This window comes from Lentzea indica (assembly GCF_012184385.1).
GTDB classification, from domain to species: Bacteria; Actinomycetota; Actinomycetes; order Mycobacteriales; family Pseudonocardiaceae; genus Lentzea; species Lentzea indica.
This window is the reverse complement of sequence record NZ_VSRL01000524.1, coordinates 1-1,714: the sequence shown is the minus strand read 5'-3', so window position 1 is coordinate 1,714 and position 1,714 is coordinate 1. Positions and strand designations below refer to the sequence as shown.

The window sequence follows — 1,714 nt, the reverse complement described above, 5'->3', positions numbered from 1 at the left end:
CTGGCTTCGGCGGCGTCGGAGCTCCTCGGCCCGGAGCAGCTGGAGCGCGTGCTCGAACTGCGTGCCCCGGACAGGATCGACCCGTTCCCGAGGGGTGCGGCGTCCACGCTCGCCGATCACCTGGCCCGTGTGCTGGCGGGATATCAACGGCCTCGGCGGCAGGCGCTGATCACCAGCCTGTGGGACCACGTGTGCGCGCAGCTGGCCGAGCGGCAGCGGAGGCAACGTCGAGCCGCGACGCAGACCCGTGTCGATCGGATCGGCAAGCTCCGTGAACGCCACCGCGACCACTTCGACGAGCCGATCCTGCAACGGCTGGGGTGGTCGACCGGCGAGAAACCAACACTGGCCGCCGCCGCCAGATGGCGGCCACCGCCGTGGTGGACCGCGTGGGGAACTCGGGCGTCTGCTGCAGGACGCCATCGCGGCGACCGCGCTGTTGCGGTTCGCCAGAACCATGTCCGACGAAGGTCTGGAAGTCGCCGCGCTGAAGCACCGCGACGAGCTGGTCGCGGCCGACGCCTGCCTCACCGAGGACGAACGGTCCAGCGCCGCGAACCGCCGCGAGGGCCGCTACAGCCACCCCGCGCGGCCTGGGTGTTACGTCCACCAGCTGGTTCAGGTGCTGAGCCCGGACCGGACGATCAGCGCGAAGACCGAGACCTACGTGAAGGTCCGCACCGCCATGGCCCGCAACTACGGCGTGGTCGTGTTCGACGCCGTGACCGAGCTGCTCGGCGAGCTCGATGAACCGCTGCACAACTGCTGGGACACCTGCAAGCCGTGGCGGGTGTCCGCGCTGCACCCGTGGCGCGCAGCAACGGGATTCTCGCGAGCACCGGACGGCTGGGACCAGCCACCTCTGGCCGACGCGCACGCCGACAGCCCGGCACAGCCGCTGGCACAGCGGATCGCGGACGCGGGCCCTGCGGATCAGGCCTCGGTGGATCCGGCCTCGATGGAAGCACCGCACGACCTGCTGTGGCTGGCGGACCTCGCCGACGCGCTGGCGCCCTTCTACGGCAACGAATCCGCCACGGTGCGGCACGAGCGTCCAACGCCGGACCTGACCTACGACGCGCCGGCGCCACAACCGGAGCCCGGCGAGCCACGAGCCGACTCCGTGCCGCTCGCGGCCGCCGGTGTCGCGCAGCTCGTCATGTTCGGAGCGACACCGCCGCCCCGCTGCGGCAGCTGGGCAGAGCTCGCGGCCGGTGTCAGCGCGGATGCCGTGATCGCCGAGGCCAGCACCGGCGTTTTCCCGATCCCGCAGGAACTGTCGGCCGTGCACCAACAGGTCCTCGACGGCACCGAGCTGTTCGTGGAACTGGGCCGCGAGCCGAGGCAGCTGGCCAAATGGTCGAGCTACATGGGCAATTGCATCGGCGAGTCGTGGTACGCCGACCAGGCTCGCCGCGGCCAGTGCGTGCTGATGGCGTTGCGCGACCCTGCCGAGGGCCGCATCGTCGCCAACCTCGACATCCGGCGGCACACCGGTGGCTGGCACGTCTACGAGCTGCGTGCGCGGTTCAACGACAGTGTTGCCCCAGCGCTGGAAAAGCACGTCAAACGGTGGGTTGACGGCTTGCCCGCATCTGCCCCGGCCGCACCAGAACCCCTGCTGCCCGTGCCGCCGGTGCGGACGCGGGGCGGTTCCGCTCGCCGGTCCGCGGCAGGACGCTTGCCCGCGGAGCTGATCGGCGCGGTCACCACG

2 protein-coding genes are annotated in these 1,714 nt (G+C 71.3%); one reads left to right on the top strand and one right to left on the bottom strand.

The features are described from left to right. The coding region (locus tag FXN61_RS49260) for a hypothetical protein (RefSeq protein ID WP_167980611.1) at positions 1-282 on the bottom strand (282 nt) is incomplete at its 3' end. A gap of 175 nt (positions 283-457) precedes the next feature. On the opposite strand from FXN61_RS49260, the gene FXN61_RS49255 reads away from it, so the two are divergent. Beyond that, the coding region (locus tag FXN61_RS49255) for a hypothetical protein (RefSeq protein WP_223165921.1) at positions 458-1,714 on the top strand (1,257 nt) is incomplete at its 3' end.